Origin of the sequence: Nitratireductor sp. ZSWI3, from assembly GCF_024655565.1 — a bacterium.
Taxonomy (GTDB): domain Bacteria; phylum Pseudomonadota; class Alphaproteobacteria; order Rhizobiales; family Rhizobiaceae; genus Nitratireductor.
The window spans coordinates 42,764-66,258 of record NZ_JANKOF010000006.1 but is presented as its reverse complement, the minus strand read 5'-3'; the positions used below and the strand labels follow the sequence as shown (position 1 = coordinate 66,258).

Annotated in this window: 20 protein-coding genes and 1 tRNA gene; 14 read left to right on the top strand and 7 right to left on the bottom strand. The window is 66.6% G+C overall.

Going from position 1 to position 23,495, the window contains the following annotated elements:
* Positions 1 to 226: 226 nt before the first annotated feature.
* From NUU27_RS03885 to NUU27_RS03865, 5 genes are all read left to right on the top strand, one after another.
* A complete protein-coding gene (locus tag NUU27_RS03885; protein WP_257760744.1) occupies positions 227 to 1,669 on the top strand; it encodes a methylmalonyl-CoA mutase subunit beta in 1,443 nt (480 codons plus the stop codon).
* Positions 1,666 to 3,792, top strand: a complete 2,127-nt coding sequence (scpA, locus tag NUU27_RS03880; RefSeq protein ID WP_257760743.1) for a methylmalonyl-CoA mutase — start codon at positions 1,666 to 1,668, stop codon at positions 3,790 to 3,792. The genes NUU27_RS03885 and scpA overlap by 4 nt, the downstream gene beginning before the upstream one ends.
* A gap of 258 nt (positions 3,793 to 4,050) precedes the next feature.
* Complete coding sequence (locus NUU27_RS03875; RefSeq protein ID WP_008595219.1) at positions 4,051 to 4,281, top strand: AbrB/MazE/SpoVT family DNA-binding domain-containing protein; 231 nt, start codon at positions 4,051 to 4,053, stop codon at positions 4,279 to 4,281.
* A complete protein-coding gene (locus NUU27_RS03870) occupies positions 4,278 to 4,664 on the top strand; it encodes a type II toxin-antitoxin system death-on-curing family toxin (protein ID WP_257760742.1) in 387 nt (128 codons plus the stop codon). The genes NUU27_RS03875 and NUU27_RS03870 overlap by 4 nt, the downstream gene beginning before the upstream one ends.
* 53 nt (positions 4,665 to 4,717) lie before the next feature.
* A complete protein-coding gene (locus NUU27_RS03865; RefSeq protein ID WP_257760741.1) occupies positions 4,718 to 6,088 on the top strand; it encodes a TIGR03808 family TAT-translocated repetitive protein in 1,371 nt (456 codons plus the stop codon).
* A 119-nt stretch (positions 6,089 to 6,207) separates the two neighbouring features.
* On the opposite strand, the gene NUU27_RS03860 is transcribed toward NUU27_RS03865, so the two are convergent.
* Positions 6,208 to 7,224 (bottom strand): asparaginase, encoded by a 1,017-nt coding sequence (locus NUU27_RS03860; RefSeq protein WP_257760740.1) that lies wholly within the window; start codon positions 7,222 to 7,224, stop codon positions 6,208 to 6,210.
* Between the two features lie 64 nt (positions 7,225 to 7,288).
* Here NUU27_RS03860 and NUU27_RS03855 point away from each other — a divergent pair, with 64 nt between their 5' ends.
* On the top strand, positions 7,289 to 8,092 hold the full coding sequence (locus tag NUU27_RS03855; protein ID WP_257760739.1) for a DUF3750 domain-containing protein: 804 nt from the start codon (positions 7,289 to 7,291) through the stop codon (positions 8,090 to 8,092).
* Here NUU27_RS03855 and NUU27_RS03850 read toward each other — a convergent pair.
* Positions 8,085 to 9,251: an acetyl-CoA acetyltransferase gene (locus tag NUU27_RS03850; RefSeq protein ID WP_257760738.1), complete on the bottom strand. Its 1,167-nt coding sequence runs from the start codon at positions 9,249 to 9,251 to the stop codon at positions 8,085 to 8,087. The genes NUU27_RS03855 and NUU27_RS03850 overlap by 8 nt on opposite strands.
* A 211-nt stretch (positions 9,252 to 9,462) precedes the next feature.
* Between NUU27_RS03850 and betI the strand changes: the two genes are divergently transcribed.
* The 4 genes from betI to NUU27_RS03830 all read left to right on the top strand — a co-directional run bounded on the left by betI (position 9,463) and on the right by NUU27_RS03830 (position 13,370).
* Positions 9,463 to 10,050, top strand: coding sequence for a transcriptional regulator BetI (gene betI, locus NUU27_RS03845; RefSeq protein ID WP_257760737.1), 588 nt, complete (start codon positions 9,463 to 9,465; stop codon positions 10,048 to 10,050).
* Positions 10,043 to 11,695 carry a choline dehydrogenase gene (gene betA / locus NUU27_RS03840; protein WP_257760736.1) on the top strand — a complete coding sequence of 551 codons (1,653 nt, stop codon included), beginning with the start codon at positions 10,043 to 10,045 and terminating at the stop codon, positions 11,693 to 11,695. The genes betI and betA overlap by 8 nt, the downstream gene beginning before the upstream one ends.
* Before the next feature lie 77 nt (positions 11,696 to 11,772).
* On the top strand, positions 11,773 to 13,236 hold the full coding sequence (gene betB, locus NUU27_RS03835) for a betaine-aldehyde dehydrogenase (RefSeq protein WP_257760735.1): 1,464 nt from the start codon (positions 11,773 to 11,775) through the stop codon (positions 13,234 to 13,236).
* 57 nt (positions 13,237 to 13,293) lie between these two features.
* Positions 13,294 to 13,370 (top strand) — tRNA-Pro (locus NUU27_RS03830).
* A 43-nt stretch (positions 13,371 to 13,413) separates the two neighbouring features.
* On the opposite strand, the gene NUU27_RS03825 is transcribed toward NUU27_RS03830, so the two are convergent.
* Complete coding sequence (locus tag NUU27_RS03825) at positions 13,414 to 14,589, bottom strand: IS481 family transposase (RefSeq protein ID WP_257760734.1); 1,176 nt, start codon at positions 14,587 to 14,589, stop codon at positions 13,414 to 13,416.
* 104 nt (positions 14,590 to 14,693) lie between these two features.
* Positions 14,694 to 15,665, bottom strand: coding sequence for a LysR family transcriptional regulator (locus NUU27_RS03820; protein WP_257760733.1), 972 nt, complete (start codon positions 15,663 to 15,665; stop codon positions 14,694 to 14,696).
* Between the two features lie 215 nt (positions 15,666 to 15,880).
* Here NUU27_RS03820 and NUU27_RS03815 point away from each other — a divergent pair, with 215 nt between their 5' ends.
* From NUU27_RS03815 to NUU27_RS03800, 4 genes are all read left to right on the top strand, one after another.
* Positions 15,881 to 16,678 carry a CoA ester lyase gene (locus NUU27_RS03815; protein ID WP_257760792.1) on the top strand — a complete coding sequence of 266 codons (798 nt, stop codon included), beginning with the start codon at positions 15,881 to 15,883 and terminating at the stop codon, positions 16,676 to 16,678.
* A complete protein-coding gene (locus NUU27_RS03810; protein WP_257760732.1) occupies positions 16,675 to 18,048 on the top strand; it encodes an MmgE/PrpD family protein in 1,374 nt (457 codons plus the stop codon). Before NUU27_RS03815 ends, NUU27_RS03810 begins: the two co-directional genes overlap by 4 nt.
* Positions 18,049 to 18,167: 119 nt before the next feature.
* Positions 18,168 to 19,340, top strand: a complete 1,173-nt coding sequence (locus NUU27_RS03805; protein ID WP_257760731.1) for an acyl-CoA dehydrogenase family protein — start codon at positions 18,168 to 18,170, stop codon at positions 19,338 to 19,340.
* Between the two features lie 10 nt (positions 19,341 to 19,350).
* Positions 19,351 to 20,214: a MaoC family dehydratase N-terminal domain-containing protein gene (locus NUU27_RS03800; protein WP_257760730.1), complete on the top strand. Its 864-nt coding sequence runs from the start codon at positions 19,351 to 19,353 to the stop codon at positions 20,212 to 20,214.
* Positions 20,215 to 20,229: 15 nt separating this feature from the next.
* Here the strand turns inward: NUU27_RS03800 and NUU27_RS03795 are convergent, their stop codons facing one another.
* Genes NUU27_RS03795 through NUU27_RS03785 form a run of 3 tightly spaced genes read right to left on the bottom strand, consistent with a single transcriptional unit; the run spans position 20,230 to position 23,485 of the window.
* On the bottom strand, positions 20,230 to 20,865 hold the full coding sequence (locus tag NUU27_RS03795; protein WP_257760729.1) for a 3-oxoacid CoA-transferase subunit B: 636 nt from the start codon (positions 20,863 to 20,865) through the stop codon (positions 20,230 to 20,232).
* Positions 20,862 to 21,530 carry a 3-oxoacid CoA-transferase subunit A gene (locus NUU27_RS03790; protein ID WP_257760728.1) on the bottom strand — a complete coding sequence of 223 codons (669 nt, stop codon included), beginning with the start codon at positions 21,528 to 21,530 and terminating at the stop codon, positions 20,862 to 20,864. Before NUU27_RS03790 ends, NUU27_RS03795 begins: the two co-directional genes overlap by 4 nt.
* On the bottom strand, positions 21,527 to 23,485 hold the full coding sequence (locus tag NUU27_RS03785) for a TRAP transporter fused permease subunit (protein WP_257760727.1): 1,959 nt from the start codon (positions 23,483 to 23,485) through the stop codon (positions 21,527 to 21,529). The genes NUU27_RS03790 and NUU27_RS03785 overlap by 4 nt, the downstream gene beginning before the upstream one ends.
* Between the last annotated feature and the right edge of the window lie 10 nt (positions 23,486 to 23,495).

Sequence of the window (23,495 nt, the reverse complement as noted above, 5' to 3'; positions counted from 1 at the left end):
CGCGCTGCGACGCAATGCCATCCGGTATAGTCAGACGCGTGGCAAGTCTCAACGACCTTGTGCGATCGCGCCTCGGCGCGGCTTTCTTGCAACGCCGGGCGGTAATCCATCAATGGTGCATTGCGGCGTCGGAAACCGCGTCCTAAACTCGCACGACCGTTGGATGCGCATCCGGGTCCGCGCGTGGACGACGTGCGGGGTCCGGCTGTCGGCAAAGTGGGAGGACGTGTTGGATCGATCGATCCTGAAGAAAGTGGAATTTCCGCCTGTCGACGAGGAAGGCTGGCGCGCGCTCGTGCGGGATTCTCTCAAGGGCGAAGCCGATGCCGATACCCTCGTCTGGAAGACCGACGACGATATTTCCGTGCAGGCGCTGTACGGGCGGGCCAAGGATGCGGTTCCGCTCGAGCGCGGCCGCACCGCGCCCGGCTGGAGCATCGTCCAGCGCATCGACGATCCCGATCCGCTGCGCGCCAACCGGCAGGCCAAAGAGGACGTCGCCCAGGGAGCGACCGGCCTCTCGCTCGTCCTGGCCGGCGCGCCCAACGCTTTCGGTTTCGGCCTGCCGGCGACGGCAGAAGCCCTGATCACGGCCATCGACGGCATCCCGCTGCACGAGATGCATCTGCGCATGGATGCCAATCCCAACAGCCGGGCGGCTGTCGACTGGCTCACGGAGCATTTTACCGAGCGGCGCATCGATCCCGCACGCATGACCCTATCCTTCGGCATCTCGCCGGCGGCCACCTTCGCCGGGACGGGGCAACTGCGGATGTCCATCGAAGCGCTCGAGGCATCCATGCCGCAGTCCTTCGCCGGCTTCTTCGCCATGGACCTGCCGGGCATCCTCCTCGAGGGCGACGGCCGCGTGTTCCACAATGCGGGCGCCTCCGAAGCCCAGGAGCTCGGCATCATGCTGGCTTCGGCGGTGTCGCATCTGCGCATGTTCGAGCAGGCCCGCCAGCCGCTCGTCTATGCCGCGCCGCATATCGGCTTTTCGCTGTGCGTCGACCAGGACCAGTTCCTGTCCATCGCCAAGATCCGGGCTCTGCGCCGTCTGTGGGCCCGCGTTCAGGAAACCTGTTCGATCGAGCCGTCGCCGGCGACGATCCACGCCGAGACCTCCTATCGCATGATGACGGCGAAGGACCCGGAGACCAACATCCTGCGCACCACGATCGCCGCCTTCTCGGCCGTCGTCGGCGGCGCCGATTCCCTGTCGGTCCTGCCGCACACCGTGGTGCACGGCCTTGCCGACGGCGCGGCGCGGCGCCTGGCCCGCAACACGCAGCTGATCCTTGCCGGCGAAAGCCACCTGGGTCTCGCCGTGGACCCGGCCGCCGGCTCGGGAGGCATCGAGGCGCTGACCGCGGCGCTTTGCGAGAAGGCCTGGGATGAATTCCGCCGCATCGAGAATGAGGGCGGCGTGCTGCGCAGCCTGATGGCGGGCCACATCCAGGAGCGCGTCCTTGCGGCGCGCGACAGGCGGCAGGAGCTTGTGAGCGACGGCAGCAGGCCGGTGATCGGCTCGACGCTTTATCCGACCGAGAAGGAACGCCCGGTGACGACCTTGAAGGCGCAATCGCACACGAGCGCCGGCGAAGCCGCCGTCCGCTGCCGCCCGCTTCTGGTGCACCGGATCGATGAGATGAGCGGAGGCAGTGCATGATCCCGGACTTTTCCAGCATTGCCTGGTCGGTCCCCCACACACCCTCTCCTTCTGCCTCCGCCAGCCCGACAATGACGCCGGAGGGCGTCGAGATCCGTTCCATCTATACGGAAGACGATCTGAAGGGCCTGCGCTTCCTCGACACCTATCCGGGCGCCGCGCCCTTCATCCGCGGCCCCTACCCCACCATGTATTCGCGCCAGCCCTGGACCATCCGGCAATATGCCGGCTTCTCCACGGCGGAGGAATCGAATGCCTTCTACCGGCGCAATCTCGCCGCCGGGCAGAAGGGCCTGTCGGTCGCTTTCGACCTGGCCACCCATCGCGGCTACGATAGCGACCATCCGCGCGTTGCCGGCGATGTCGGCATGGCCGGCGTGGCGATCGATTCCATTCTCGACATGCGCCAGCTCTTCGACGGCATCCCGCTCGACAAGATGAGCGTGTCGATGACGATGAACGGCGCGGTGCTGCCGATCATGGCGCTCTACATCGTTGCGGCGGAGGAGCAGGGCGTTCGGCAGAAAGACCTTTCGGGCACCATTCAGAACGACATTCTGAAGGAGTTCATGGTCCGCAACACCTACATCTACCCGCCCAAGCCGTCGATGCGGATCATTTCGGACATCTTCGCCTATACGGCGCAGCACATGCCGAAATTCAACTCGATCTCGATCTCCGGCTATCACATGCAGGAGGCCGGCGCGACGGCCGACCTGGAGCTTGCCTACACCATCGCCGACGGCATCGAATATGCCCGGGCGGGCCTTGCCGCCGGCCTCGACATCGACCGTTTTGCGCCGCGCCTCTCCTTCTTCTGGGCGATCGGCATGAACTTCTTCATGGAAGTCGCCAAGATGCGCGCGGCACGCCTGCTCTGGGCGACGCTGTTAAAGGAGAATTTCGCGCCGAAGAACGAGCGTTCCCTGTCGCTTCGGACCCATTGCCAGACCTCCGGCTGGTCGCTGACAGCGCAAGATCCCCACAACAACATCGTCCGCACCATGGTCGAGGCGATGGCCGCCACGCAGGGGCACACCCAGTCGCTGCACACCAACGCCTTCGATGAGGCCCTGGCGCTACCCACCGACCATTCGGCGCGCATCGCCCGCAACACCCAGCTCGTGCTGCAGAAGGAATCCGGCACCACGCGGCTGATCGACCCCTGGGGTGGCTCCTTCTTCGTCGAGAGGCTGACGCATGACCTCGCCGCTCGCGCCCTCGCGCATATCGAGGAGGTGGAGAGCCTCGGCGGCATGGCGGCGGCCATCGAGAAGGGCGTGCCGAAGATGCGGGTCGAAGAAGCCGCCGCACGCACGCAGGCGCGCATCGATTCGGGCGAGCAGATGGTCGTCGGCGTCAACAGCTACAAGCCCGAGGTCGATACCGAGGTCGATGTGCTGAAGGTCGACAATGCCGAGGTCCGCGCCCGCCAGCTCGCCAAGCTGCAGCAGCTCAAGGGCACCCGCGACGTGGCGGAGACCGAAAGCGCGCTCGATGCCCTCACGCGCGCCGCCGGCGAAGGCGCGAACCTGCTCGAATTCGCCATCCGCGCGGCACGCGCCAAGGCGACGGTCGGCGAGATCTCCCTGGCGCTGGAGAAGGTGTTCGACCGCCATGTCGCCGACATCCGCACCATTTCCGGCGTCTACCGCAAGGAGATCGGCAATCTCGCCTCCGTCGACCGTACCCAGGAGAAGGTTGAGGCTTTCAGGAGGAAGACGGGAACGGCGCCGCGCATCCTCGTCGCCAAGATCGGCCAGGACGGCCACGATCGCGGCCAGAAGGTGATCGCCACCGCCTTCGGCGATCTGGGCTTCGACGTCACCGTCGGCGCGATGTTCCAGACGCCCGAGGAGGTCGCCGATCTCGCCATCCGCAACGATGTCCACGTCATCGGCGCCTCTTCGCTCGCCGCCGGCCACCTGACGCTCATTCCCGAGCTCAAGGAAGCGCTCGAAAAGCGCGGCCACGGCAACATTCTCCTCGTCGCCGGCGGCGTCATCCCGCCGAATGATTTCGTTGCCGTGCGCAAGGCGGGAGCGAGCGAGATCTTCCCGCCCGGCACGGTCATTCCCGAAGCGGCCGAACGCCTGCTCGACCGGCTGCTCGAGGGGGCGTGAGGCGGGACGGGTGGTCGGCGCCGCCTTCTCGGCAATCGCCGCCCGCCCCTCATCCTCACCTTCTCCCCGCCAGCGGGAAGAAGGGGGCATAGATGTTTACGCTCGACATTGCGGCCATCCTCCTTCTCCCCGTTCACGGGGAGAAGGTGCCGGCAGGCGGATGAGGGGCAGCGCTGCCACACGCCGATGCTCCGCCGCCACCCCTTGTCCTCCGGCCTCGCATGTTATATCTTTTGTTATAACATGCGGAGCGAAACCATGAACGTCACCATACGCAAAATCGGCAATTCCGAGGGCGTCATCCTGCCGAAGGAGGTCCTGGAGCGGCATAATCTGCGCGCCGGCGATACGCTCAACCTGCTCGAAGACGGTCAGGAGCTGCGCCTGCGGCCTCCTGCAGACGATCCGGAGGAGTTCGAGCGCAAGATGAAGATCGCGCGCGAACGCATGAAGAAGTACGAGGCGGCCTATCGCGTGCTCGCCAAGTGACCGAGTTCCACTCGCGTAGCTTCGTCGAGGCGCTTCACCTCGAGCAATTGCGCCTGCATGGCGGCGCGGGCGGCGTCCGTGACGAGGGCGCGCTGGAATCCGCCCTGCACCGCCCCTTGCAGAAGCAGGCCTATGAAGACCCCGATCTCTGCACCCTCGCGGCGGCCTATCTGTTTGGCATCGTAAAAAACCATCCCTTCGTGGATGGCAACAAACGGACAGGGCTTGCCGCCGCGGACCTTTTCCTGGTCTTTAACGGGCTCAGCATGGAGGCCGAGCAGGAAGAGGTGATCCAGCTTGTTCTCATGGTTGCCGCCGGCGAGATCGACGAGACCGGCGCCGCCGCCTTCTTCCGCGACCACACCGTTGAAATCGAAGGCTGAAGGCGGCACGAAACCTGCTTCCCAGGCGCAGAACAAACGGGAGCTGTATCGAAATGAACCGCCGCCGTCTCCTCAAGGCCAGCGCCGGCTTCGCCGTTCTCGGCCTTTCCATGCCGCGCGCCCTGGCCGCCGAAGGCGCCCTGCTCGGCCGGGCCGTGGCGGGCGCCGTCAATGCGCAGGAGTTCGGCATCGTCCCGAACGCGGCCAAGGACCAGACAGAGGCGCTGGCGGCGCTCCTTGAGCGCGCGAGCGCCGAGGATTTGCCGGTCTTCCTGCCGCCTGGCCGCTACGGGCTTGCGGGCCTTCATCTGCCGAAGCGCACCCGGCTTCTGGGCGTTCCCGGCGCCACACGGCTCGTCCATGGCGGCAACGGTCCCTTCGTGAGCGGACGCGACGTCGAGCGGGCTTCGTTCACCGGCCTCGTTCTTGACGGCGGCGACCTCCCGCTCGCCGGCGGCGCCAAGGCCCTACTCGAGCTTCGCGGCGTGAACGACCTCGCCATAGACCAGTGCGCGATCGTCGGCAGCGGCGGCAGCGGCATCGCGCTCGAACGCGCGGCAGGCCGCATCGAGCGCTGCGCGATTTCGGGAGCTGCCGAATACGGCCTCTTCTCGCTCGACGGGCACGGCCTCGACATTGTCGCAAACAGCGTCGTTGATTGCGGCAATGGCGGCGTTCTGATCCATCGCAGCACGCCTGGCGAAGACGGCACTGCCGTCGCGCGCAACCGCATCGCCCGCATCCGCGCCGACCGTGGCGGCACCGGACAATACGGCAACGGCATCAATGCCTTCCGCGCCGACAATGTCCGCGTGACCGACAACCAGATCGACGATTGCGCCTTTTCGGCCGTGCGCGGCAACAGCGCCGGCAACATCCAGATCAACGGCAACCTCTGCCTGCGCTCGGGCGAGACGGCGATCTATTCCGAGTTCGCCTTCCAGGGAGCCGTCATCGCCGACAACATCGTCGACGGCGGCGCACACGGCATTTCGTTGGCCAATTTCGACAAGGGCGGGCGATTGTGCGTGTGCAGCGGCAACATCGTCCGCAACCTGTCGACGAGCGGCCCCTACCCTTCACCACTTGCGGGCTTCGGCGCGGGCATCAGCGTCGAGGCCGACAGCGCCGTCACCGGCAACCTTGTCGAGAACGCCCCGCTCTGCGGCATCCGCATCGGCTGGGGCCCCTTCCTGCGCAATGTGACGGCGACGGGCAACATCGTCCGCAAGTCCGGCATCGGCATCGCCATCTCGGTGGTGGAAGGCTCCGGCTCGGCCGTCATCAGCGGCAACATCCTCGAAGGCACGCCGGGCGGTGCCATTGTCGGCACGCGCTGGGCAGACGTCGCCACGAAAGACCTCGCCGTCGTCGGCGCCGAAGGCATCGCCCATCTGACGGTCGAGAACAACCGGGCGTCTTAGAGCCTCGCTCGTCCGTTCTAGGGCATTTTGCAGTCAGGTGGAATCACCTGACGACGGCATAAATGCGGAAAAACAAAGAGATAGACCGGGACAACGTTTCCGTGAAACGATGAACCGATCTAGCGGGACAGCCGCGCCAGCGCCTCGGACGGCTGCAGGCCACCCACTTCCATGCCGCGCCGGGTGGTGATTGCCGGCCGCGCCATCTGGCGCAACTCGACCGCCAGCGGCTCTGTCTCGCCCAGAAGCAGCGCCAGGACCTGCGCCACCATCACCTCGGAGGCGCGGTCCGCGCCGTCGTCGCATTTGAGCGCGATCCCGAGGCCCAGCTCGGGGACCGCCGCGCAGAACACGCCCTCCGCCCCCATCTTGGTGAAGATGCGCCCCTTTCCCCGGCCCATCATCATGGTGTCGGCGCGGTTGGTGCCGGCCACATAAAAGGGCTCCGCCATGCAGGCCGAGAAGATGCGCTGGGCGGCCCTCGCCCGCTGCGGGCCAAGGCCCGTCCCGGTCGCCAGCCGGGCGAAACCCCGCGCCAGCGCCCTGAGCGGCACCGCATAGGTCGGTATCGAGCAGCCGTCCGTGCCGCAGACGTCGAGCGAGTGCGGCGCCCCCGTCACCGCTTCCATCGCCTCGCGCACGGCCTCCTGTGCCGGATGACCGAGCGTGACGTAACCGTGATGATCCTCGCCCAGGTGGCGGCATGTGCACAGGAATCCGGCGTGCTTTCCAGAGCAGTTGTTGTGGGCCGCCGTCGGCTGCGAAATCGCGCGCGCCTGCTCGATCGCCACCTCCTGGCGCAGCGACCAGTGCGCCCCGCACTCCAGATCCGCAACCTGCAGTCCCGCCCTCGCCAACATGTCGGTGGCAAGGTGCACGTGCTCCGGCTCTGCGGAATGGGAGGCACAGGCGAGCGCGATCTCCTTGTCGGCAAAGCCGTAGGCATCGGCAGTGCCGCTTTCGAGCAGCGGCAGCGCCTGGATCGCCTTGACGGCCGAGCGCGGAAAGACCGGGCGGTCGATGTCGCCCCAGCCCGCCACAACCTTGCCGTCGGCATCCAGCACGGCCACCGCGCCTCGATGCCTGCTCTCGACGACGCTGCCGCGCAGCACTTCAACCAGAACCGGATTGCTCATCATTTCACCCCATTTCGCGGGCCTGATCCACCGTCAATGCTTCGCGGCCAATAGACTGGTGCCCATGCCGATTTTCAAGCGCACAATTGCCTTTCTCGTCATCGTTTTCCTTCTTCCAGCCTCCGCCTCGCTCGGTTGGTGGGCCTTGCAGGACCGTCCGGCCTCCTGGCGCGAGGCGAATTGGTCGGCAAGCGGGATCCTGCCCTCCGCCACGGCGGACGACACGCCGGCCATCTACGTGCTCGCCGCCCGCACCGGCGGCCTGAAAGGCGGTCTTTCGGTCCACAGCTGGATCGTCGTCAAGAAGCGCGCAGCGGCCACCTACGATCGCTATGACAAGGTCGGATGGGGCCTGCCGGTGCGGCGCAATGCCTATGCGGCGGACGCGCGCTGGTATTCCAACACGCCCTTCATCGTGGCGGCGATCAGGGGCGAGGAAGCCGAGCGCCTCATTCCCGATGTCGAAGCGGCGATCACCGCCTATCCCTTTTCAAGGCACGGCGACTACGGCCTGTGGCCTGGACCGAACTCAAACTCCTTCACTGCGCATGTCCTGCGCTCGGTGCCCGGCCTGCGGGCCGAACTGCCGCCGACTGCGGTGGGGCGCGATTATCGTCCAGGCCTTCTCGCCTTCGACCATGCTCCCGACTGGTCCTCGATCCACCTCTCCCTCGGCGGCCTCGCCGGCTTTGCGGCCGGTGTCAGAACCGGCATCGAGCTCCATTTTCTCGGCCTGGTCGCCGGAATAGACATCCTGCGCCCGGCCGTGAAGATTCCGGGCTATGGCCGGCTCGATCTCTGGCCGGTCGCCGATGCCTCGGCCGGCCTCGGATATCCGGGAGCGAAAACGGGAGAACCCGTCACTTGATCCGTTCGAGGATCGACACGTAGTTCGCCACCGCGGCGCCGCCCATGTTGAAGATGCCGCCGAGCTTGGCACCGGGAATCTGGATGCCGCCGGCCTCGTTCATGAGCTGCATCGCCGTCAGCGCATGCATGGAAACGCCGGTGGCGCCGATCGGGTGCCCCTTGGCCTTCAGCCCTCCCGAGGGGTTGACCGGCAGGCGACCGTCCTTCTCGGCCTGGCCTTCAAGCGCGATGCGCGCACCCTCGCCGCGTCTTGCCAGTCCCATCGCTTCGTATTCGATCAGCTCGGCAATGGTGAAGCAGTCATGCGTCTCGACGAAGGACAGGTCGTCGAGCGCCACGCCGGCCCTCTTCAGCGCCCGCGTCCAGGCTTCCTCGCACCCTTCGAACAGAAGGATGTCGCGCTTCGACATGGGCAGGAAGTCCTGCACGTGCTCGTTGGCGCGGAAGGCGACGGCACGGCGCATGGACAAAGCCGTCTGCGTGTCGGCCAGAACGATCGCCGCAGCACCATCGGAGACCAGCGAGCAGTCGGTGCGCTTCAGCGGTCCCGCGACGAAGGGATTGCGTTCGCTCTCATGGCGGCAGAACTCGTAGCCCAGATCCTTGCGCATCTGCGCATAGGGATTGTCGACACCGTTCTTGTGGTTCTTGGCGGCGATCCGCGCCAGGGCGTCGGACTGGTCGCCGTATTTCTGGAAATAGGCGTCGGCGATCTTGCCGAACACACCGGCGAAGCCGCCCGGAATGTCTCCTTCCTCAGGCAGGTAGGAAGCCTTGAGAAGATTCTTGCCGATCTCCGGGCCCGGCGTCGTCGTCATCTGCTCGGCACCCACCACCAGCACGATGCGCGCCGCATTGGCGGCGATCGCCCGCGTTCCCTGCCGTACGGCGGCGGAGCCCGTCGCGCAGGCGTTCTCGACGCGCGTCGCCGGCTTGAAGCGCAGGCCGTCATCGGCCTGCAGCACCAGGCTGGCGGTAAAATCCTGGGCGGAAAAGCCCGCATTGAAATGGCCGAGAACGATCTCGTCCACGTCCTCGGGGCCGATGCCCGCATGCTCCAGTGCCTCGCGCGCCACCTTGACGATCAGCCCCTCGAGGGTCACATCGGCCAGCTTGCCGAAATTCGAATGGGCCCAGCCCACGATGCATGCGGTCATCTCTGCCTCCCGGCGGTTGCGAGCGCCTTCCGGCGCAGAAGCTTGGATAGCACGCCGGCGAACATAGTGCCGATCACAATACTGTTCAAGCATGAACTAATTTGACGTCAGCCGGGGTTCCGGCACCGTGAGCCTCCCGCTTCGTTCTGCGCGACATCGCTCCACCGCTCTTTTTTCTTGATTGACTCATCAATCAATTATAAGAATGCTTATGCCAAAGATTGGAATGGAACCCATCCGCCGCCGTGCGCTCATTGATGCGACCATCATTGCCATCGGCGAGCATGGCGCGCTCGACGTCACCATGGCCGACATCGCCGGCCGCGCCGGCGTATCGGCCGCGCTCGCGCATCACTATTTCGGCGGCAAGGACGACCTGCTCTTCGCTACCATGCGCCACATCCTGGCCGAGCTCGGCCTGGAGGTGCGCACCGCCGTCCACGGCCTGTCCGGCGCCGATCGCGTCCGCGCCGTCATTCAGGTCAATCTCTCGCAAGGGCAATTCCGGCCGGAGATCATCGCCGCCTGGCTCGCCTTCTATGTCGAGGCGCGGCGCAACGCGGCGCTCGGCCGTCTGTTCCGCATCTATGTGCGGCGGCTTCACAGCGATCTTCTGAGCGGCCTCACCCATCTGCCGCGCGCCGGCGCGGTGCGCACCGCGAGGGGTATCGCGGCGCTGATCGACGGGCTCTATCTGCGCCGTGCCCTCGGCGAAGGCGCGGCCGATTCCATGGCAGCGATCGACCTCGTCGAGGATTATCTCGACACCGCGCTGGCCCGGAGCGCCCGCCGTGCTTGAAGCCGATTTCGTCATCGTCGGCTCGGGCTCCGCCGGCTCCGCCCTCGCCTATCGCCTGTCGGAGGACGGGCGGCATTCCGTCATCGTCATCGAATATGGCGGCAGCGATTTCGGCCCCTTCATCCAGATGCCCGCCGCCCTCTCCTTCCCGATGAACATGGCGCGCTACGATTGGGGCTTTAAGAGCGAGCCGGAACCGCATCTGGGCGGCCGGGTGCTCGCCACGCCGCGCGGCAAGGTGGTCGGCGGATCCTCGTCCATCAACGGCATGGTCTATGTGCGCGGCCACGCGCGCGACTTCGACCACTGGGCCGAGCAGGGAGCCGCCGGCTGGGCCTATGCCGACGTGCTGCCCTACTTCAAGCGGATGGAGAGCGCAGCGGACGGCGAAGCCGGCTGGCGCGGCACAGGAGGGCCGCTTCACGTGCGGCGCGGGCCGCGCGACAATCCGCTCTTTGCCGCCTTCCTCGAAGCAGGCCGCCAGGCCGGGTTCGAGCTGACGCAGGACTACAATGGCAGCAAGCAGGAAGGCTTCGGCGCCCTGGAGCAGACGATCCACCGGGGTCGCCGCTGGTCGGCTGCGAATGCCTATCTCAAACCGGCGCTGAAGCGGCAGAACGTGAGTCTCCTCAACGGCTTTGCCCGACGTGTTGTCGTGGAGAATCAACGCGCTGTCGGCGTCGAGATCGAAGCTCACAAGAAGATTCAGCTCGTTAAGGCCCGGCGTGAAGTGATCGTCGCAGCCTCGGCGATCAATTCGCCAAAGCTGCTGATGCTGTCCGGCATCGGCCCTGCCGATCACTTGCGGCACAACGGGATCGCCGTTATCGCCGACCGGCCGGGCGTCGGCAGCAATCTGCAGGACCATCTGGAGCTCTACATCCAGCAGCAGTCGCTGCAGCCGATCACGCTCTACTCAAAACTCAACCTCCTTTCCAAAGCATTGATCGGCGCCCAGTGGCTGTTCTTCAAGAGCGGGCTCGGCACCTCGAACCATTTCGAGGCGGGCGCCTTCCTGCGCTCCGCGGCGGGTGTCGATTATCCCGACATCCAGTACCATTTCCTGCCCGTCGCCATTCGCTACGATGGCAAGGCAGCTGCGCAAGGTCACGGCTTTCAGGCCCATGTCGGGCCGATGCGGTCGAAGTCGCGCGGCACGATCCGCCTCGCCTCGCCCGACGCCTGGCAGACGCCACAGATCCGCTTCAACTACATGTCGCATCCGGACGACTGGAGCGATTTCCGTCGCTGCATACGACTGACGCGGGAAATCTTCTCCCAGGCCGCGTTCGATCCGTATCGCGGCCTGGAGATCGCGCCGGGCGATGCCGTGGGATCGGATGCGGCGCTCGACGATTTCATACGCGAGCACGCCGAAAGCGCCTATCATCCCTGCGGAACGTGCCGCATGGGCGCCAGGGACGATGCGATGAGCGTGGTGGACAATGAATGCCGTGTGATCGGCGTCGAGGGGTTGCGGGTCGCCGATTCCTCGATCTTCCCGCGCATCACCAACGGCAACCTGAACGCGCCTTCCATCATGGTGGGCGAGAAGGCAGCCGACCATATCCTGGGCAGGACGCCGCTCGCGCCGTCGAACCAGGAACCCTGGATCAACCCGCGCTGGCGGGAGTCCGACCGATAGGACATGTTTCGGCCGAGCCTCTCGGCCCGGCATCAGCAACCAATGCGGCACGACCGGAAAACCAAGCGGAGCCAACCATGCGCGCCCAACCGAAAGCATCGCACTATATCAACGGCCGCTACGTCGAGGACGATCAGGGCACGGCCATCGACATTCTTTACCCGGCCACCGGCGAGGCGATCGCGCGGATCCATTCGGCCACCGGCAACATCGTCGCGCTCGCCGTCGAGGCGGCGCGCAACGCGCAGCCGGCCTGGGCGCGGCTGAAGCCGGTCGAGCGCGGGCGCATCCTGCGCCGGGCGGCCGATCTCATCCTCGCGCGGAACGAAGAGCTGGCGCGGCTCGAGACGCTCAACACCGGCAAGGCCCTGCAGGAGACGCTGGTCGCCGATGCGCCGTCGGCGGCCGAGGCGCTGGAGTTCTTCGGCGGAGCGGTCGCCGCCTTCACCGGCGCGCAGGTCGAGCTGGGCGGCTCCTTCGGTTACACGCGGCATGAGCCGCTCGGCGTCTGCGTCGGCATCGGCGCCTGGAACTATCCGATCCAGATCGCCGGCTGGAAATCGGCGCCGGCGCTCGCCATGGGCAATGCGATGATCTTCAAGCCATCGGAGCTCACGCCGCTGTCGGCGCTGAAGCTTGCCGAGATCTTCACCGAGGCGGGCCTGCCGGACGGGCTCTTCAACGTCGTCCAGGGGCTCGGCGACGTCGGCGCCGCCCTCGTCGCGCACCCGGCCGTCGCCAAGGTCTCGCTCACCGGCTCGGTCGAGACCGGCAAGAAGGTTCAGGCGCTCGCCGGCAGCCACATGAAGCACGCGACCATGGAGCTCGGCGGCAAGTCGCCGCTGATCGTCTTCGACGATGCCGACGTGGAAAACGCCGTCGGCGGGGCGATGCTGGGCAATTTCTACTCGACCGGCCAGATCTGCTCGAACGGAACCCGCGTCTTCGTGCAGAAGGGGGTCTACGACCGTTTCCTCGCCCGGCTCACCGAACGCACCAAGGCGATCCGCCTGGGCGACCCGCTCGATCCGGAGACCCATCTCGGCCCGCTGATCAGCAAGGCGCAGCACGACAAGGTGATGCGTTACATCGAGATCGGCACGGAGGAAGGCGCGAGCCTCCACCTCGGCGGCGATGCGCCCCGGCTGCAGGGCTTCGAGAGCGGCTTCTACGTCTCGCCCACCATCTTCACAAAGGTGCGCGACGACATGCGAATCGCCCGCGAGGAAATCTTCGGTCCGGTCATGAGCCTGCTGGCCTTCGAGACGGAGGAGGAGGTCGTGGAGCGAGCCAACGACACGCCCTTCGGTCTCGCCGCCGGCGTGTTCACCCGCGACCTTTCGCGTGGTCACCGCGTCATCGGCGCGCTGCAGGCCGGCACCTGCTGGATCAACGCCTACAACCTGACGCCCGTGGAGCTTCCCTTCGGCGGGTTCAAGCAGTCCGGCTTCGGGCGGGAGAACGCGCTCGCCGCCCTTTCCCATTATTCACAGGTGAAATCCGTCTATGTGGAGATGGGCGACGTGGAAAGCCCATATTGAAGACGGTTTGATCTTGCGCAGTTCACATGCGGCGGCTATAAGCCCGCCGTCTGGTCACGGAGTGTAGCGCAGCCTGGTAGCGCACCTCGTTCGGGACGAGGGGGTCGCAGGTTCGAATCCTGCCACTCCGACCAGAAAATCCGTGTACGGCCCGGAGACATAGGTAACAGAATGTACCTAAGACATGGGTGACAACCTCGTGCCGAACGGGTTGTCGATTGTCTGCAAGGTCCTCTGCTCCAGATCGATATATCCGAGATCATAGCGCATGAAGGAGACGAGCCAAATGCCGTCGTCGACCTCCTTGATGCCGAGCCTCTGACCGGCCAGCACGGTCGAGACGTTGATCTTCTTCCTCATCATGCAGATGCGGCCGCATGCGGTGACGAGGATATCCTTGTCGTGGAAGGGGTATTCCACGTCCGGCAGCCCGTCATAGGGCCGTGAAGCGGGTGTGTAGGCTTCGGCGGGAACCCTCATGGCGATGCCTTCGTGCGGTCTTTCCTCGTTGAACTCGCTGACGAAGTCGTCGAACCGATCCTGCTGCTGGAGGACGTTCATGCCGGGCGGCCGGGCGGTCTCCTGCTTGAGGGTCCGGTGCATGCGCTCGTGGCGGCCGTTCTGTTGTGGGTGGCCCGGCCTGATGCGCTCGATGGCGATCCCCAGTCTCAGCCAGAACACGGACAGCTTCGACAGGTTGTAGAGGCCGTTGGGACTGGCGAAGGGAAGGCCGTTGTCGGAGCGGATCGCGGCCGGCAAGCCGCGCTCCCTGAACAGGCGCACGAAGGTCTCGATGACCGGCTGCTCTTTTGTTGATTCCAAGGCTTCGCAGGCCAGGATCATGCGCGATGCCTGGTCGGTGACCGTCAGGGGGTAACAGTAGTGGCCGTTGCCGGTCTTGAACTCGCCCTTGAAGTCGGCGCACCACAGATCATTGGGATGAAGGCCTGCGGAAAGCTGCGTTCCTTCGGCCTTCATCCGGCGCCTCTGCCGGCTCCGCTTGACCAGGCCGTGCCGGTCGAGCACCGCGTGCACCGTCGACTTGGCCGGAATGCGCACGTCCCCGGCCAGCCTCCTGACCAGCAGTTCCCTGATCTTGCGCGCCCCCCAGTGCGGCTTCTCCCGCTTGCTCTCGACGATCAGCCGCTCGATCTGCTCGGGCAACTGCACCGGCCGCCGCGAGCGGTCCGTCAGCGCCTCCAGCCCTTCCTGCCGGTAGCGGTTGAAGATCTTGTAGCCGGTCTTCCTCGATATCCCGAATTGCCGGCACACCTCGCTCATGCTCTCGCCGTCCAGAACACGGCCGACGAAGCGAATACGTTCCTCCATCACCGAACACTCCTTCCACGGCATCAACACCTCCCGCAAAGCGAAAAGTGTTACCCATGTGTCCGGGACAAAACGTCACCTATGTCTCGGGTCGCTCACCGCTCCATTTCCGGCACATGGCTTGGATTTCATTCCGCGGAGGTGGTCGACACTTTCTCCGGGGCGACATTGCCCGCGCCGTCCCATGCGCCCTCGGCGACCAGGGAGAGCAGGACTTCCCGGCACAGGCTTTCGACCACCGATACGGCGCGCGGCACCGGCCGGTCGGACGGCCGCACGAGATGCACTTCGCGCTGTATGACGGGGTCGACGATCGACCAGCACCGCAGGCGCTCCGCCGTCACCTCGCTCGCCACCGCATGCAGAGGCAGGATAGAGAAGCCGAGGCCGCGCGCGACCAGGTCCTTGATCGCGGCATAGGAATCGACGTCCAGTTCGCTGTTGAGCGTCACGTTGCGCGCAACCGCCAGTCTTTCCAGCATCTGGCGCAGGCCGTGCGCCTGTCCCGGTAGGATCAGGGGGAGTTCCGCCACCGCCGAAAAATCGACCGATGGCCCTCCGGGCGTCCGCAGCCCGGTTTTCGGACGAGCCGGCCCCAACAGGCACAGTTCCTCGACGAACAGGCGTTCCGACGCCAGGCCCCTGTCCACCGCCGGCATATAGAGAATCGCCAGGTCGACATGCCCGGCCCTCAGCCAGTCGAGAACGAAACCGCTCATCGCCTCGGCGATGCGCAGCTTGATGCCGGGATAGCGCGTGCGAACGGCGAGGATCAACGGGACGGCAAGCTTCTGGCTGATCGTGCCGGGAATGCCGATCCGCACCTCGCCCTGCGGCTCCGCGGCGTGCCCGCGGATCTCCGCTTCCGCCGTCGCCACCTGGTCGATGATGAGCCGGGCGTTGCGCAGCATCGTCGCTCCCGCCTCCGTCGGCACCACCCCTTGCGCGCTGCGGAAGAGGAGCCGCATCCCCAGATCGGCCTCCATGTTGCGCACATGGGCGCTGAGCGCCGGCTGAGCCACGTTCAGCACCTGCGCGGCCCTGGAGAACGATCCCTGCTCGACGATGGCCACGAAGTAGCGCAACTGCCTCAGGTCCAAGAACGCCCCCGATAGAAATGAATTATATGTCGTCGTAAAGCCATATGTGCAGCATATAACCAACCCGGCAGCGGTTCAAACCTGCCGGCCGCCACGGTTATAGCTTCATGCTATGGCCGGGAACGCAAATCCCTATTTCCCCTTCCCTCCTCGCGCGGCCATTCTCGCCCGGTGAATTCAAGGAGGAGAGCTTGCCCCGCACAGCGCTCGACACGATGTGCCTGCCCCTGTTCGTGCCCGCCGACCGCGCCGAGCGGATCCCGAAGGCGGCGGCGGCCCGGCCCGACGCGGTCATCGTCGACCTCGAGGATGCGGTCGCCCCCGCCGCAAAGCCGGGTGCCCGGTCGGGCCTTGCCGCCGCGCTCGGCCCCGCGCGGCTCGGTGTGCCGATCCTCGTGCGGGTGAACGCCGCCGGAACCGCTTGGCATCGGGACGATCTTGCGGCCTGTGCCGACCTTCCGCTCACCGCGATCATGCTGCCGAAAGCGGAAACGGCGGAGGAGGTCTCGCGCGCTGCCGCGGCAAGCGGTCATCCGGTGATCGCCCTCGTCGAGACGGCGCGCGGCCTTCACGCGGTCGCCGAGTTTGCCGGCATCGCGGCGCGGCTCGCCTTCGGCTCCATCGACTATGCGGCCGACATCGGTGCCGGCCACACGCGCGAAGCCCTCCTGTGCGCGCGCAGCATGCTGGTGATCGCCGCAAGGGCCGCCGGCCGGCCGGCGCCGCTCGATGGCGTGACCGTCGCCATTGACGATGCTGAAGCTCTGGCGGACGATTGCCGCCACGCGCTGTCCCTCGGCATGACGGGCAAGTTGCTCATCCATCCGCGGCAGATCGCGCCGGCCCGGCGGGCCTTCACTCCCGGCCCGGCCGAGCTCGACTGGGCGCGGAGCATCCTTGCGGCGGTCCCGCATGGGGGCGGCGCCGCCAAGGTCAACGGGACGATGGTCGATGCGCCCGTCATCAGGCGGGCCGAACAGATTGTGCGACGAGCCGAGGCCGGTGCGAGATGAATGCAAAAAACCCTCCTGCGGTCACGCAACAGCTCGCCGGATTCGCGGCGTCGCTGCGGTTTGACGATCTGCCGACGGAGGTTCCCCTGCGGGCGCGCGACCTGACGATCGACCTGATCGGCAGCATCGTGCGTGCCGGCGCCGAGGCCAATTCGACGCCGGCGCTGCTTGCCATGGCGGCGCGCCTCGGCATGGACGGACCGGGCGAGGCCACCGTCTTCGGCTTCAACCGGCGCTACGCTCCGCCGACCGCCGCCCTGTTCAACGGCATGCTCGGCCATTCGCTCGATTTCGACGACACGCATTCCGACAGTTCCACCCATCCGAGCGCTCCGGTCGTTCCCGCGGCGCTTGCCGCCGCCGAGATGACCGGTGCCAGCGGCCGGGACACGCTGACGGCCATCGTCGCAGGCTATGAGGTGATGCTGCGCATCGCCAATGCTCTCGACCCCACCGCCCATTACGCGCGCGGCTTCCATCCGACCGCGACGGCAGGCGTCTTCGGGGCCGCTGCGGCGGCGGGCCGGATCTTCGGCCTGTCCGCCGGGGAGATCGCCTCGGCTTTCGGCGTGGCCGCCAGCCAGGCGGCCGGTTCGCTGCAGTTTCTCGTCAACGGCGCCTGGAACAAGCGCTACCAAGTCGGCGCCGCGGCGATGAACGGGCTCATCGCGGCCTCCCTGGCGCGGGAAGGCTTTGTCGGCGCCGCTGAAGCCATCGAAGGCAAGCACGGCCTCCTTGTCGGCTACACCGACGGTGCGGACCCCGAGCGCGCCATTGCCGGGCTCGGCTCCGTCTGGGAAACGATGAAGATCGGGCTGAAGCCCTATCCCGCCTGCCGCTACACCCATGCCGCCGTCGACGGGCTGATCGCCCTGCGCTCGGAACTCGGGCTCGTCGCGGACGAGGTGCAGGCCGTCACCGTCGGCCTGCATCGCAACGGCATCACGCTGACGGGCGCCCCTCTGTCGGAAAAACGCCGTGCCGGGAGCATCGTCGAGGGCCAGTTCTCGATGCCCTTCGCCGCCGCCGTGGCGCTCACGCTCGGCCGCTTCGGCTGGGACGACTACGCATTGCTCGCACGGGCCGAGATCGACGCCTTGTGCGACCGCATCGACGTCGTCCGCGACGAGAGCCTCGAAGGCCTGCGCCATCCGTTCGGCGCAACGTTGAAGCTTTCGACACGGCAGGGAACCGTCACCCGCCGCATCCCCGATCCGTCCGGCGAGCCCGAGACCTTCCCGACGGCCGAAGCGCTCGCGGCCAAGTTCATGACCCTTGCCCGCCCGGTCCTCAACGACGGCGCGGCCGGACTGCATGAGCGTCTGGCCGGGCTCGTCGACATGCCCACGCTGCGCGCGCTGCGCGACTGATAGAACTTTTTGATATAGATGGTGCATCCATTCTATATTTGCCGATATACCCAGGCCTCTCTAACGTCGTCTGCGATGTGGCGGGCCTTGACGGCTGCGCCCGTGCGGGAGGCGCGAGGATGAACGATCAGATGAGTTTTGCCGCAACCGATTACCGTGACATCCGCGAGGAAGTCGCCAAGCTCTGCGCCGATTTTCCAGGCGAATACTGGCAGCGGCTCGAGCGCGACAACGCCTATCCCACGGAGTTCGTCCAGGCGCTCACCGACGCCGGTTATCTTGCCGCGCTCATTCCCGAGGAATATGGCGGGGCCGGCCTGCCGCTTTCGGGCGCGGCGGCGATCCTGGAAGAGATCCAGCGCGCCGGCGGCAATGGCGGGGCCTGCCACGCGCAGATGTACATCATGGGCGCCATCCTGCGCCACGGCTCGGAGGAGCAGAAACGCGAATATCTGCCGCGCATCGCCAGCGGCGAGCTGCGTCTGCAGGCCTTCGGCGTGACCGAGCCGACCAGCGGAACGGACACCACGTCGCTGCGCACGACCGCTCGCCGCGAGGGCGACGAGTACGTGGTCAACGGGCAGAAGATCTGGACCTCCCGCGCCGAGCATTCCGATCTGATGCTGCTCCTCGCCCGCACCACGCCGCGCGATCAGGTGGCCAAGAAGACCGACGGGCTGTCGGTCTTCATCCTCGACATGAACGAGGCGAAGTCCGCCGGCCTCACGATCCGGCCGATCCGAACCATGATGAACCATGCGACGACGGAGGTGTTCTTCGAGAATGTGCGGGTGCCGGCCCGCAACCTGATCGGCGAGGAAGGCAAGGGCTTCCGCTACATCCTGTCGGGCATGAACGCCGAGCGCATCCTGATCGGTGCTGAATGCATCGGCGACGCGAAATGGTTCATCGACAAGGCGCGGAACTATGCCTGCGAGCGCGTGGTCTTCGGCCGTCCGATCGGCCAGAACCAGGGCATCCAGTTTCCGATCGCCAGGGCGCATGCGCAGATGCGCGCGGCCGAGCTGATGGTGCACGAAGCGGCCCGGCGCTATGAAGCCGGCGAGCCATGCGGCGAGGAAGCCAACATCGCCAAGATGCTGGCCGCCGAGGCCTCATGGGCGGCGGCGGAGGCCTGCGTGCAGACGCATGGCGGCTTCGGCTTCGCCGAGGAGTACGACATCGAGCGCAAGTTCCGCGAGACGCGGCTCTACCAGGTGGCGCCCATCTCGACCAACCTGATCCTGAGCTTCATCGCCGAGCATGTGCTCGGCATGCCGCGCTCCTATTAGGACGCCGCACATGGACGACACGGCTCCCTCCGACATCGACATCGGGCACCTGCGCGGCTGGATCGGCAGGGAGCGGATCGTCGAGGACACGATCACGCCGCGGCTCGCCGCAAGCCTCGCCGCCGTGCTCGACGAACCCGTCGATTTCCGCGACGGCGCTGCCGCGCCGACGGCGATCCACTGGTGCCTCTGCCCCGACATCGTGCCGATGTCTGGGCTGGGTCCTGACGGGCACCCGGCGCGCGGGGATTTCCTGCCGCCGGTCCCCTATCCCCGGCGCATGTGGGCGGGCGGCGAACTGTGGTTCAGCGGCGACTTCAGGGTCGGCGACCGGGTGCGCCGCACGTCGCGGATCGAGGACGTGTCGGTGAAGTCGGGCCGGTCGGGCCCGCTTTGCTTCGTCGAGGTGCTGCACACCTACGAGACGCCGCGCGGCCTCTCTCTGCGCGAGCGGCACGACATCGTCTACCGGCCGCTGGAGAGCGCGCCCGACGCACCGAAGGCGCCGCCTGAACCGTCCCCGCCGCGCAGGGCCGACCGGCAGATCACGGTCGCAGCCGATCCCGTTCTCCTGCTGCGCTACTCCGCCGTCACCTTCAACGGCCATCGGATCCATTACGACCGGGATTACTGCCGCAACGTGGAGGGATATCCGGGGTTGATCGTGCATGGGCCGCTGCAGGCGACCCTGCTGCTGCATCTTGCCCGGCAGGAGAACGGCGGCGCCTATCCCGCCAGCTTCGCCTTCCGCGGGGTCGCTCCCCTCTTCGACGGTCAGCCCTTCACGGTCAATGCCGGGCGTGGCGCTCCGCTCGACCTGTGGGTCTCGAACGCGGCCGGCCAGACGACGATGACCGCGGCCGCCGTCCTGTAACGGCTCCAGCGCCCCTCAGGCGGCGATCCTCGCACCGGTCACCGACTGCACGTCCTCAAAGCTGTTGCCGGGTGCGAGTTCGACCAGCCGGAAGCCGTCCGCCGTCACGTCGAGCACGGCAAGGTCCGTATAGACGCGGCTCACCACGCCGAGCCCGGTCAGCGGATAGGTGCATTTTTCGAGAAGCTTCGGCGAGCCGTCGCGGTTCACATGGCGCATGATGATGTAGATCCTGGGCACGCCGACCACCAGGTCCATCGCCCCGCCGACCGCCGGCGGATAGTTGTCGTCGAGCGTCGCCCAGTTCGCCAGATCGCCGTTTTCGGCGACCTGGTAGGCGCCGAGCACGGCGATGTCCAAGTGCCCGCCCCGCATCATGCCGAAGCTGGTGGGATGATCGAAGAAAGCCGAGCCTGGGATCGTGGTCACCAGTTTCTTCGAGGCGTCGATCAGTTCGGGGTCCGCCATCCCCGCGTCCGGGGCCGGGCCGACGCCCAGAAGACCGTTTTCGGTCTGGTACATGACCTCGCGCCCCTCGGGAACGAAGGAGGCGACACGGTTCGGCATGCCGATGCCGAGGTTGACATAGGCGCCGTCCGGGATGTCCCGGGCGAGCCGCCGCGCCACATCGTCGTCGCTCAGCCGGATCATGGGCGCACCGCATAGCGGGCCACGGATTTCACGAAGATGCCGGGTGTCACCACCGCCTCCGGCTCCATCGGCCCGTCGAGGACCTGGCGGGCCTCGACGATGGTGTGCCGCGCGGCCATCGCCATCACCGGATTGAAATTGCGCGCCGTCGCGTGGAAGCGCAGGTTGCCCCAGCGATCCGCGGCCTCCGCCCTGATCAGCGCGAAATCGGCGGGCAGCGGCTGTTCGAACACATAGCCGCGTCCATCGATCATCCTCGTCTCCTTTCCCTCGGCGAGGCGGGTCCCGTAGGCGGTCGGCGTGAAGAACCCGCCGAGCCCGGACCCGGCAGCGCGAATGCGTTCGGCCAGGGTCCCCTGCGGCACGATCTCCAGATCCACCTCCTTTGCCTCGTAGCGCCGCTCGAACCAGATCGAGCCTGGCGTGCGTGGATAGGAGCAGATCACCTTGGCGACCCGCCCTTCGCGCAGCAGGGCCGATATGCCCTCCTCGCCGGCGCCCGCATTGTTGGAGATGATCGTCAGGCCGCCGGCGCCGTGCGCCACCAGCGCATCGATCAGGCCGTAGGGAATGCCGGCGCTTCCGAAGCCGCCGATCATCACCGCCGCACCGTCGTGAATCGGCGCGACGGCGGCGGCAAGATCGGCCACGCGCTTGTCGATCATCGCGCCGCCTCCGTCCGCCGGACGAGCGACACCCCCATCATCGCCGCCACGCTGGCAAGCACGACGAAGCCGGCAAGGCTCGTATAGAACTCCGGCAGCAGGATCAGGACGCCGGCGACGCCGGTCGCCACCCGCAGCACCGGATTGAGCCTGCCGCCGCCGTAGAACCAGCCTTCGAGCGCCGTGGTCATCGCCCAGATCGCAACGATGCTGAAGACGACGGCTTTGAGCACCGCGGGCCAGCTCCCGTGCATGATCAGGGCGGGGTCATAGACGAAGATGAAGGGCAGGATGAACAGGATGCCCCCCAGCCGCATGGCGTAGAAGCCGGTGCGCATCGGTGGCGAGCCGGCGATGCTGGCGGCCGTGATCGCGGCAAGCGCGACCGGCGGGGTGATGTAGCTCAGCATGCCCCAGTAGAGGATGAAGAGATGGCTGGCGAGCGGGTTGAGGCCCGCCTCGATCAGCGCCGGCGCCAGAAGGATCGACAGGAAGATGTAGCAGGCGCTGACGGTCATCCCCATGCCGAGGATGAAGCTCGTCACCGCGCCGGCAATCAGCATCAGCGGGACGTTGCCACCCGCATAAAGAAGCAGCTCGCGTGAGAAGGCCCCCGCGACACCCGTGTAGGACAGGCCGCCGACGATCAGGCCGATGCCGGCGAGAACCGCCACCAGAGCGGCGATGCTCTTGGCGATGTCGAAAAGCAGGAGCACCGCCCGGCCGAGCGTCAGCCGCGTGTGCGAGCGGAACGCCGTCGCCGCCAGCAGCACGGCCGAGGCGGCATAGGGCGAATAGGTCTCCTGGCGCAGCACCATCAGCACATAGACCAGCACCACAAGCCCGAGCAGATAGGGCCAGCCGCGCAGCAGCGTCGGCAGCAAGGCGGGAATCTCCTCCGCCGGCGCGCCTTTCAGGCCGTTGCGCGCAGCGAACATGTCGACCTGGAAGATGAGCGCCGCGTAGAACAGCATGGCCGGGATGAAGGCGGCGGCGGCGATGTCGGCATAGGGCACGCCGAGGAACGAGGCCATGATGAAGGCGACCGTTCCCATCACCGGCGGCATCAGCGTTGCGCCCGTCGACGCGCAGCTCTCGATCGCCGCCGCATAGACCGGCGGATAGCCGATCCGCTTCATCGTCGGGATGGAAAAGGGCGCGATGGTGAGGATGTTGGAGATCACGCTGCCGGAAAGCGAACCGAGGATACCGCTGCTGAGAACGGCGACCTTCGCCGGCCCGCCGCGGCTGCGGCCGAGCAGGGCCGCGGCAAGCTCCATGAAGAATTCGGAGCCGCGGGTGATCGTCAGCACCGACCCGAAGATGACGAAGCCGATCACCAGTTCGGCCACCACCTGCATGGGGATGCCGATGATGCTCTCAACGCCGAGGACATGGGCGCGCACCGCCTCCAGCGGCCCGTAGGAGGTGCCCCAGAGGAAGCCGGGCATGTGGTCGGCGAACAGAGGATAGCTGCCGAAGAGGAGCGCCGTGCCGAGCAGGACCGGCCCCGCCGCGCGGCGCACGCCCTCCAGCGCGGCAAGGATCACGATGCCGGCGGCGATGTCCGCCGTCAGCGGAGCCTCGTATTCCCAGCCCTGCTGGATGATGTCGAGACCGTGATGGCCGAGATAGCCGGCGGCCGGAAGAACCAGGACCACCAGCAGCCAGTCATACCAGCGCGGTGCCGCGGCGTCCGCCTTGCGGGCCGGCAGGCAGATGAAGGCAACCGACAGGAATATGCCGATCAGATAGTAGAGATAGCTGTTGCCGAGCGGCTGGAAGCCGAAAAGGTTGAGCAGGAAAACCTGGTTCAGGGCCAGGACGACGCCAAGGGCGCCGAGGACGAGCGCGGCAATCCGCGCAAGACCGGACGGCCTGGCCCTTTCGCCCGATAACGGCGGCTCGGCCGAATGGTGAGCGTCGGCGGACGGCGATTGCGCGTGCATCGTCATGAGCGATCTT

What these genes read in the sequence shown, in the direction of transcription:
- scpA (WP_257760743.1), top strand. Translation starts at nt 1,666, where the DNA reads ATGATCCCGGACTTTTCCAGCATTGCCTGGTCGGTCCCCCACACACCC.
- NUU27_RS03875 (WP_008595219.1), top strand. Translation starts at nt 4,051, where the DNA reads ATGAACGTCACCATACGCAAAATCGGCAATTCCGAGGGCGTCATCCTG.
- NUU27_RS03865 (WP_257760741.1), top strand. Translation starts at nt 4,718, where the DNA reads ATGAACCGCCGCCGTCTCCTCAAGGCCAGCGCCGGCTTCGCCGTTCTC.
- NUU27_RS03860 (WP_257760740.1), bottom strand. Translation starts at nt 7,224, where the DNA reads ATGAGCAATCCGGTTCTGGTTGAAGTGCTGCGCGGCAGCGTCGTCGAG.
- NUU27_RS03855 (WP_257760739.1), top strand. Translation starts at nt 7,289, where the DNA reads ATGCCGATTTTCAAGCGCACAATTGCCTTTCTCGTCATCGTTTTCCTT.
- NUU27_RS03850 (WP_257760738.1), bottom strand. Translation starts at nt 9,251, where the DNA reads ATGACCGCATGCATCGTGGGCTGGGCCCATTCGAATTTCGGCAAGCTG.
- betI (WP_257760737.1), top strand. Translation starts at nt 9,463, where the DNA reads ATGCCAAAGATTGGAATGGAACCCATCCGCCGCCGTGCGCTCATTGAT.
- betB (WP_257760735.1), top strand. Translation starts at nt 11,773, where the DNA reads ATGCGCGCCCAACCGAAAGCATCGCACTATATCAACGGCCGCTACGTC.
- NUU27_RS03825 (WP_257760734.1), bottom strand. Translation starts at nt 14,589, where the DNA reads ATGCCGTGGAAGGAGTGTTCGGTGATGGAGGAACGTATTCGCTTCGTC.
- NUU27_RS03815 (WP_257760792.1), top strand. Translation starts at nt 15,881, where the DNA reads ATGTGCCTGCCCCTGTTCGTGCCCGCCGACCGCGCCGAGCGGATCCCG.
- NUU27_RS03810 (WP_257760732.1), top strand. Translation starts at nt 16,675, where the DNA reads ATGAATGCAAAAAACCCTCCTGCGGTCACGCAACAGCTCGCCGGATTC.
- NUU27_RS03805 (WP_257760731.1), top strand. Translation starts at nt 18,168, where the DNA reads ATGAACGATCAGATGAGTTTTGCCGCAACCGATTACCGTGACATCCGC.
- NUU27_RS03800 (WP_257760730.1), top strand. Translation starts at nt 19,351, where the DNA reads ATGGACGACACGGCTCCCTCCGACATCGACATCGGGCACCTGCGCGGC.
- NUU27_RS03795 (WP_257760729.1), bottom strand. Translation starts at nt 20,865, where the DNA reads ATGATCCGGCTGAGCGACGACGATGTGGCGCGGCGGCTCGCCCGGGAC.
- NUU27_RS03790 (WP_257760728.1), bottom strand. Translation starts at nt 21,530, where the DNA reads ATGATCGACAAGCGCGTGGCCGATCTTGCCGCCGCCGTCGCGCCGATT.
- NUU27_RS03785 (WP_257760727.1), bottom strand. Translation starts at nt 23,485, where the DNA reads ATGACGATGCACGCGCAATCGCCGTCCGCCGACGCTCACCATTCGGCC.